The sequence below is a fragment of the Arthrobacter sp. Bi26 genome (assembly GCF_918697925.1).
In the GTDB taxonomy this organism is placed as follows: domain Bacteria; phylum Actinomycetota; class Actinomycetes; order Actinomycetales; family Micrococcaceae; genus Arthrobacter.
Genome location: NZ_CAKKMF010000140.1, coordinates 1 through 7571 on the forward strand (window position 1 = coordinate 1; position 7571 = coordinate 7571).

The following is a 7571-nucleotide window of genomic DNA, read 5'->3' on the forward strand; positions in this document are numbered from 1 at the left end:
AAGAATGTCAGGCGCAGAGACGACGAAAAGGCCGCCCCGCGGTTGCGGGCCGGCCTTTCGCTGGAAACCGGTGACGCCGGTGTTGCTGGCAGCTCCGAGGATCCGTGGATCCGGTGAGGACTAGACCTCGGTCAGGACCTTGGTGACGTTGGGGTCAACCGAGATGCCCGGGCCAAACGTGGTGGCGACGGTGGCCTTCTGGATGTAGCGGCCCTTTGAAGCGGACGGCTTGAGGCGAAGGACCTCTTCCAGTGCTGCCGCGTAGTTCTCGGCCAGCTTGATGGCGTCGAACGAAACCTTGCCGATGATGAAGTGCAGGTTCGAGTGCTTGTCGACGCGGAAGTCGATCTTGCCGCCCTTGATGTCGTTGACAGCCTTCGCGACGTCAGCGGTCACGGTGCCGGTCTTCGGGTTCGGCATCAGGTTACGCGGACCCAGGACCTTACCGAGGCGGCCAACCTTGCCCATGAGGTCAGGGGTGGCAACGGCGGCGTCGAAGTCGGTCCAGCCGCCGGCGATCTTTTCGATCAGGTCATCGGAACCAACGAAGTCGGCGCCGGCTGCGATTGCAGCCTCAGCCTTGTCGCCCGTTGCGAAGACGAGGACGCGGGCGACCTTACCGGTGCCGTGGGGCAGGTTGACGGTGCCGCGGACCATCTGGTCAGCCTTGCGAGGGTCAACGCCCAGGCGGAAAGCGACCTCAACGGTGGCGTCGAACTTGGACGGGTTGGTGTCCTTGGCGAGCGTCACTGCCTCGAACGGCGCGTAGAACTTCTCCGCGTCGATCTTGGCCGCGGCTGCCTCATATGCTTTGCTGCGCTTTGCCATGCTGCTTATTTCTCCTTGTGCAGTTGTGGTCTGCGGACCGCGCTGGGCCCTGCCACAGTCGGGATTCCGAACGGTTTGTCCGTGCCGGGTTCCCAACATCTCAATGTTTAGGTGGTGCCGGTTGCCCGGCGGGGAAGGCTATTAGCCTTCGACGGTGATACCCATGGAGCGGGCGGTGCCGGCGATGATCTTCGCTGCGCCTTCGAGGCTCGTGGCGTTGAGGTCTTCCATCTTGGTGGTGGCGATCTCGTTGACCTGGGCCTGGGTCAGCTTGGCAACCTTGACGGTGTGCGGGGTAGCCGAACCCTTGGCGACGCCTGCAGCCTTTTTGATGAGCTCTGCAGCCGGCGGGGTCTTGGTGATGAACGTGAAGGAACGGTCTTCGTAGACCGTGATCTCCACGGGGATAACGTTGCCGCGCTGGGCTTCCGTCGCAGCGTTGTACGCCTTGCAGAATTCCATGATGTTGACACCGTGCTGGCCGAGCGCAGGACCGATCGGCGGGGCCGGGTTAGCGGCACCTGCCTGGATCTGCAGCTTGATGAGGCCGGTGACCTTCTTCTTGGGAGCCAATGTAGGTCCTTCTCTCAAATACGTCCTGGGGCACAGGAGCGTGCCTCAGGTTGGTGGCCGCCATGGCAAGGCGGCCTGCCGCTCCGTGGCTGCTAAGCGGGCAGCCCGGGGCGAATTCTTAGGGAAAAGCTAGATCTTGCTGACCTGGTTGAACGCCAGGGTGACCGGAGTCTCGCGTTCGAAGATGGACACCAGCACCACGAGGGTCTGGGAATCGATCTTGATCTCGGAGATCGTGGCGGGGAGGGTCTCGAACGGGCCCTCCTTGACGATGACCGACTCGCCAACCTCGAAGTCGACGTCGACCTGCGCGGCGGCGTGCTTGACCGGCTTGCCCTTCTCGGCCTGCTCCTCTTCGAAGACCGGCGCGAGCATGGAGAAGACCTCATCGAGGCGCAGCGGGACCGGGTTGTGGGCATTGCCCACGAAGCCGGTGACGCCGGGGGTGTGGCGGACGGCGCCCCAGGAAGCGTCCGTCAGGTCCATGCGGACCAGGACGTAACCGGGGATGCGGACGCGGTTGATGACCTTGCGCTGAGCGTTCTTGATCTCAACGACTTCCTCCATCGGAACCTGGATTTCGAAGATGTAATCTTCCATGTCCAGGGTCTGGATGCGGGTCTCAAGGTTGGCCTTGACGCGGTTCTCGTAGCCTGCGTAGGAGTGGATGACGTACCAGTCACCTTCCTGGCGGCGCAGCTTGGCCTTGAACTCGTCGGCGGGGTCGACGTCGGCCTTGGCGGCCGCCGCTGCCAGCGCGTCGGCGTCTTCAGCGTCGGATTCTTCGGCGTCGACGGCTTCGGCAACTGCTGCCTCTGCGTCTTCTTCCAAGGCGACTTCTTCTGTGGCTTCGGCCTCGTCAGTGACGTCGGATTCGGGCGCAGCAGACACAGCCTCGGACTCTTCCGCAGCTTCCACCGCGGCGCCCTGGCTCTTATCCAGCTCAGTCTCAGTTACCTCGAGCTCCTGCTCAGACACTTGGTCTCCTGCTTCCTCATTGCCTAACATGCCTATTTAAATGACTCAATTCCGCACACCCCGCGGAATCTCCGGTTTCCCGGGGCATCCACGCAGTCTGCGGACCGGTCGCCTTAGTTGTCCGTGGGGCCGCTGCCGCCGAAGACCCAGCTGACCGCGGTCCCGAAGGCCAAGTCCAGCAGGGTGACGATCACCATCATGATGGACACGAACACCAGCACCACGAGCGTGTAATTGATCAGTTCTTTACGGGTCGGTGCGACGACCTTCTTCAGTTCGCCAATGACCTGGCGGATGAAGATCGCGATGCGAGCGAAGAAGCCGGGCTTGGCGGCATTCTTGGCGGGGCGGCCTTTGGAGCTGCTGGCAGCTGTTTCGGTCACCTGGTCCTCACTCATCCTCGCAATGATCGGATACCCGGCTCTGAACTGAACCATGGTTGCTGCGCTTGTTCCGGATGACCCGGAACAGCATGCGCAGGGCAGACAGGACTCGAACCTGCAACCTGCGGTTTTGGAGACCGCTGCGCTACCAATTGCGCCACTACCCTTCGGGGAGAAAATCCGCTCCGGCCGACGCAACCCCAGGCTTCCCTGAGGCGCAGGCCATCATCGTGTTTTCAACACCGGAGAACCAGTCTACGCAACAACTGCGCCTACGTCGAACCGGCCCTCTTCCGGACCCCTGCGTGCCTTCGCAAATCAACTGACAGCCGTCAGTCATATTCGCGTTCAGGCACCCCGGGGGATCCGCTGAACAGCATAGAGTAGATTTCGTCGAATCCCACATCCAGCCTTCCAGCTGCCAGCGAAGAACGGACCCGCCCATGTCTGCCGCCCGCATTTCCCAGCGCATTTCCGCCATAGCCGAATCCGCCACTCTGGCCGTCGATGCCAAGGCGAAGGCGCTGAAGGCAGCCGGCCGCCCGGTCATCGGCTTCGGTGCCGGGGAACCCGATTTCCCGACGCCCGGCTACATTGTGCAGGCCGCCATCGAGGCCGCCAGCCAGCCGAAGTACCACCGCTACTCCCCCGCCGGCGGGCTGCCCGAGCTGAAGCAGGCCATCGCGGACAAGACCTTCCGGGATTCCGGCTACAAGGCCGAGGCATCCCAGGTGCTGGTGACCAACGGCGGCAAACAGGCCGTCTACAACACCTTCGCCACACTCCTGGACCCGGGCGACGAGGTCATTGTTCCCACCCCGTTCTGGACCACCTACCCCGAGGCCATCCGGCTGGGCGGCGGCGTGCCGGTGGAGGTCTTCGCGGGCCCGGAGCAGGGCTACCTGGTCACCGTGGACCAGTTGGAAGCGGCCCTCACGGAGCGCACCAAGATCCTCCTCTTCGTCTCCCCCTCGAACCCCACCGGTGCCGTGTACTCGCCCGAGCAGGTCAAGGAGATCGGCCAGTGGGCAGCGTCCAAGGGCCTGTGGGTTGTCACCGACGAGATCTACGAACACCTGACCTACGACGGCGTGCCGTTCACTTCTATCGCCACCGCAGTTCCCGAGCTGGGCGACAAGGTGGTCATCCTCAACGGCGTCGCCAAGACCTATGCCATGACCGGCTGGCGCGTGGGCTGGATGATCGGGCCGGCGGACGTCATCAAGGCCGCCACCAACCTGCAGTCCCACGCGACGTCGAACGTCTCCAACATCCCCCAGGTCGCCGCCCTCGCGGCCGTCTCCGGGCCGTTGACCGCCGTCGATGAGATGAAGGTGGCATTCGACCGCCGCCGCAAGGCAATCGTCGCGGGCCTGAACGCGATTGAGGGCGTTGACTGCCCGACGCCGAAGGGCGCCTTCTACGTGTACGCGGACGTCCGCGCGCTGCTGGGCAAGGAGTTCCCGTCAGCAAACGGTCCGGCGCGGCCGGCCACCTCTGCCGAACTCGCGGCGCTGATCCTGGACGAGGTCGAGGTCGCTGTGGTTCCCGGCGAGGCGTTCGGCCCGTCCGGCTACCTGCGCCTGTCCTATGCGCTGGGCGACGACGACCTGGCCACGGGCGTCGCCCGCCTGCAGGACTTCCTCGGCAAAGCGAAGTAGCACCCCCAACCCCCGATGCGCTATCACTTAGGGTCCTTATTCCAGTGCGATAAGGACCCTAAGTGATAGCGCATCCTTGGCTAGAGGAGGCGGCGTTCGGCGGCCCAGCGGGTCAGCTCGTGGCGGCTGGAGAGCTGGAGCTTGCGCAGCACGGCCGAGACGTGGGTTTCAACGGTCTTGATCGAGATGAACAGTTCCTTCGCCACCTCCTTGTAGCTGTAGCCGCGGGCGATCAGGCGCATCACTTCGAGCTCCCGCGCCGATAGCTTGTCCAGCTCGTCGTCGGCGATGTCCGCGGGGGCCGTTCCGAACGCGTCCAGGACGAAGCCCGCCAGCCGCGGCGAGAAGACGGCGTCGCCGCCGGCCACGCGGCGGACGGCACCGCTGATCTCCGCGCCGGAAATTGTCTTCGTGACGTAGCCGCGCGCGCCCGCCCGGATCACGGACACGACATCTTCCGCCGCGTCGGAGACGCTCAGCGCCAGGAACCGTGTGGTGCCCAGCAGCGGCGCCGAGCCGGCCAGGACCTCGCGTCCGCCACCTCCCCGGCCGCCTGGGAGGTGGACGTCAAGCAGCACGACGTCAGGCAGCTGGGCCGCGATGACGGCGATTGCCTCCTCCACGGTTCCGGCCTCCCCCGCGACGACGATGTCCGCGTCCAGGTCCGCCTTCAACCCGGAGCGGAAGATGGCGTGGTCGTCCACGATCACCACCCGAACCGGGGCAGGGTTTCCTGGTGTGTGGCTTCCTGGTGACTGGTTTCCTGGTGCTGGGCTGGTCACGGCTTGGCCTCTCCGTTGGCGTGGTTGGCGGCAGCCGCCGCAGTTCCGGCAGATGCGGCGGCGGGCAGCCGGAGCCGCACTTCGGTGCCGTCCGGGCTGCTGATGATGGCGGCGGTGCCGCCGTGGCGGTTCATCCGGCCGATGATCGATTCCCGGACACCGAGCCGGTCCGGGGGGACCGAATCCGGATCGAAGCCCGGGCCCCGGTCCTTGACGAAAACTTCTGCGGCGGCGTCCGTGACTTCCAGGTACACGGACACGGCACCGCCGCCGTGCCGGGCGGCGTTGAGCATGGCCTCGCGGGCTGCCTGGACGAGGGCCTCGTGGCGTTGGGTCATGACGCAGTCCCCCACGCTGACCACTTCGACCGCGTGGCCCAGTGCGTCCTCGACCTCTGCGGCGGCGGCCGTGATGCCTTCGGACAGCTGCCCGGATTCCTTGTCGGCGTCCCGGTACAGCCAGCCCCGAAGTTCGCGCTCCTGCGCGCGGGCCAGCCGGATGACGTCGTGCTCGTTGCCGGCGCGGCGCTGGATCAGGGCGAGGGTCTGCAGCACGGAGTCATGCAGGTGGGCTGCGATCTCGGCACGCTCGGTGGCGCGCACCCGCCCCGCTCGCTCCGTTTCCAGGTCGCGCCAGAACTTCAGCCCCCAAGGCAGCAGCACCAGGGCCACGCCGCCGAGCACGGCCACCGAGGCCAGGAGGGCCAGCCAGGTCTGTTCCCAGGACCCCGAGCCGGACACCATGACCAGGACGCCGGCCACGACGAGGGCGAGCCCGGCTGCGAGGCGCGCCCAGCCGCCGGCCTGGTCCGCTTTGGTCTTGTCCACCAGCCCCGCCCGGCGGGTCTCGTCCAGTTGCATCCAGGCGATCGCCGCACCGCCCAGGATCGCCGCAACCGGGATCAGCGTGCCGAGGGGCACGTCGACGCCGAGAAGCCGGGCGATCAGAATCCCGGCGGCCAGCAACAGGCCTGCGCCCAGCAGGATCTCCTTGCCGAAGGGCATGCCCGGCACCTTGGACCACCAGGACCCCGGGGCTGGGGTCCCGGACGCGCCAAGGGTTCCGGGGCCTCCCGGAACGCCGGGGGCTGCCGGGGTGCCGGGGACTCCAAGGATGTCCGGGGAGCTGACTGCCGGAGCGATGGGCGACGCCGGGCGGCGGGCGTTGCGCCGGGCGCTTTCATCCGCCGTGGGGACCATGATCCAGAGCCAGGCGTAAAAGGCCACTCCGGCGCCGCCCGCGAGCGCAGCCACCACCATGCCGATCCTGACCATGCGCACCGGCCAGCCCAGATGGTTGGCGAGGCCCGCGCAAACGCCGGCAATCACGCGATCGCTGCTGCGGACCAGCGGCGGGCGGGCGGGCACGGTTGTCATGCATCAATCCAAGCACGGATCGGGGTTCCCCGGACGCGTTTGGGGGCCCAACCGGGGGCCACTCAGGGGCCGTTCAGGGTATTCCCCAGTAGAGCCCGGCGCCTGGAACGGGAAGGATCGAAGTATGAACCCGCACACTCCGCACCCCGATGAAGGCCAGGCCTCCGCAGACCGGCCGGCCACGGATCGACCCTCCGCAGAATTTCCGGACACAGAACGTCCAGACCCTGAACTTCCGGACTCAAAAGCTCCGGACTCAGAACTTGACACCGAGCTTCCGGACACAGAACTTCCAGGCACAGGCCAGTCCGATGCCTCTCCGGCCGGCTCCGGGCCGGCAGGAGCGCCGCCGACGGAGCCGCTGCCGACGGAGCCGCCGCCGCTTTACGCGCCGGGCGACCCGAATGGACCGCTGCCCGGCCGACAGGGGCAAAATTTCTTCGACTGGATCCGCAGCCAGGGCATCTACCGCGGACGCGACCGCTGGATCGGTGGCGTGGCCAGTGGCATAGCGCACCGACTCGGCGTCGACCCCCTGATCATTCGCGGCGTCCTGATCGTCCTGACCGTTTTCGCCGGAATTGGCGTTCTCGCCTATGGCCTGGCCTGGGCACTGCTGCCCGAGCCTGACGGCCGCATTCACGTTCAGGAGGCCGCCGCAGGGCGGTGGACGGCCGGCATGACCGGCGCCCTCATCACCTCGGTTATCGGTTTCCCCAGCCTGGGCAACGGTGTCTGGGGCTGGGACCGGTTCGGCTTTGGCGCCTTCGTCTGGACCGTCTTCTGGGTGGGCGGCGCCATCTACCTCGTCTACTACCTGACCCAACGCAATAAGATCCGGAACGGAGCCACTCCCATGCCACCGCGTTACGAGTCCAGCAGCCCGGCCGGCGCCGCGGCATTCGCGGGTAGCTCCCGCACCGGTGACGGGCAGCAGTCCACCGAAAGCTTCCCGCAGAGCGGCGGGCCGGCCTATGGCCACCCCGACGA

At 66.4% G+C, this 7571-nt stretch carries 8 protein-coding genes and 1 tRNA gene; 2 read left to right on the forward strand and 7 right to left on the reverse strand.

All coding sequences use genetic code 11. The features are described 5' to 3' along the window. Positions 1 to 120: 120 nt before the first annotated feature. The 5 genes from rplA to LQV16_RS22130 all read right to left on the reverse strand — a co-directional run bounded on the left by rplA (position 121) and on the right by LQV16_RS22130 (position 2929). Positions 121 to 828 (reverse strand): 50S ribosomal protein L1, encoded by a 708-nt coding sequence (rplA, locus tag LQV16_RS22110; RefSeq protein ID WP_018773648.1) that lies wholly within the window; start codon positions 826 to 828, stop codon positions 121 to 123. Positions 829 to 969: 141 nt separating this feature from the next. Then, positions 970 to 1401, reverse strand: a complete 432-nt coding sequence (rplK, locus tag LQV16_RS22115) for a 50S ribosomal protein L11 (RefSeq protein ID WP_018773647.1) — start codon at positions 1399 to 1401, stop codon at positions 970 to 972. Positions 1402 to 1530: 129 nt separating this feature from the next. Continuing rightward, positions 1531 to 2379: a transcription termination/antitermination protein NusG gene (nusG, locus tag LQV16_RS22120; protein WP_229996003.1), complete on the reverse strand. Its 849-nt coding sequence runs from the start codon at positions 2377 to 2379 to the stop codon at positions 1531 to 1533. Between the two features lie 113 nt (positions 2380 to 2492). Further along, complete coding sequence (gene secE / locus LQV16_RS22125) at positions 2493 to 2777, reverse strand: preprotein translocase subunit SecE (protein WP_229996004.1); 285 nt, start codon at positions 2775 to 2777, stop codon at positions 2493 to 2495. A 79-nt stretch (positions 2778 to 2856) separates the two neighbouring features. After that, positions 2857 to 2929: transfer RNA gene (locus tag LQV16_RS22130), tRNA-Trp, on the reverse strand. A gap of 276 nt (positions 2930 to 3205) precedes the next feature. Between LQV16_RS22130 and LQV16_RS22135 the strand changes: the two genes are divergently transcribed. Beyond that, positions 3206 to 4423, forward strand: coding sequence for a pyridoxal phosphate-dependent aminotransferase (locus tag LQV16_RS22135; protein ID WP_229996005.1), 1218 nt, complete (start codon positions 3206 to 3208; stop codon positions 4421 to 4423). An 80-nt stretch (positions 4424 to 4503) separates the two neighbouring features. Here LQV16_RS22135 and LQV16_RS22140 read toward each other — a convergent pair whose 3' ends face one another. Together LQV16_RS22140 and LQV16_RS22145 are read right to left on the reverse strand one after the other, a co-directional pair. Next, positions 4504 to 5136, reverse strand: coding sequence for a response regulator transcription factor (locus LQV16_RS22140; protein ID WP_229996008.1), 633 nt, complete (start codon positions 5134 to 5136; stop codon positions 4504 to 4506). Between the two features lie 65 nt (positions 5137 to 5201). Then, positions 5202 to 6581 (reverse strand): ATP-binding protein, encoded by a 1380-nt coding sequence (locus LQV16_RS22145; RefSeq protein WP_229996006.1) that lies wholly within the window; start codon positions 6579 to 6581, stop codon positions 5202 to 5204. 124 nt (positions 6582 to 6705) lie between these two features. On the opposite strand from LQV16_RS22145, the gene LQV16_RS22150 reads away from it, so the two are divergent. Further along, positions 6706 to 7571: PspC domain-containing protein (locus LQV16_RS22150; protein ID WP_229996007.1), on the forward strand; the 866-nt coding region annotated here is incomplete at its 3' end.

Bases quoted from the DNA above. Each gene is read 5' to 3' on its own strand.
- rplA (WP_018773648.1), bottom strand. From the start codon at position 828: ATGGCAAAGCGCAGCAAAGCATATGAGGCAGCCGCGGCCAAGATCGAC.
- LQV16_RS22145 (WP_229996006.1), bottom strand. From the start codon at position 6,581: ATGACAACCGTGCCCGCCCGCCCGCCGCTGGTCCGCAGCAGCGATCGC.
- LQV16_RS22135 (WP_229996005.1), top strand. From the start codon at position 3,206: ATGTCTGCCGCCCGCATTTCCCAGCGCATTTCCGCCATAGCCGAATCC.
- secE (WP_229996004.1), bottom strand. From the start codon at position 2,777: ATGAGTGAGGACCAGGTGACCGAAACAGCTGCCAGCAGCTCCAAAGGC.